Here is a 320-nt window from a genome sequence, read left to right on the forward strand (position 1 = left end):
CGGTTCGGTCCTCCAGTTAGTGTTACCCAACCTTCAACCTGCCCATGGCTAGATCACCGGGTTTCGGGTCTATACCCTGCAACTTAACGCCCAGTTAAGACTCGGTTTCCCTGCGGCTCCCCTATTCGGTTAACCTTGCTACAGAATATAAGTCGCTGACCCATTATACAAAAGGTACGCAGTCACCCAACTAGTGGGCTCCTACTGCTTGTACGTACACGGTTTCAGGTTCTTTTTCACTCCCCTCGCCGGGGTTCTTTTCGCCTTTCCCTCACGGTACTGGTTCACTATCGGTCAGTCAGGAGTATTTAGCCTTGGAG

The 320-nt window shown here is 51.6% G+C and carries 1 rRNA gene; it reads right to left on the reverse strand.

Annotated features, from left to right (window positions below):
• Positions 1-320, reverse strand: a 23S ribosomal RNA gene (locus tag ACSIPU_RS30855); the annotation flags it as partial.

Origin of the sequence: Klebsiella sp. HN106, assembly GCF_051209435.1 — a bacterium.
Classification (GTDB): Bacteria; Pseudomonadota; Gammaproteobacteria; order Enterobacterales; family Enterobacteriaceae; genus Klebsiella; species Klebsiella oxytoca.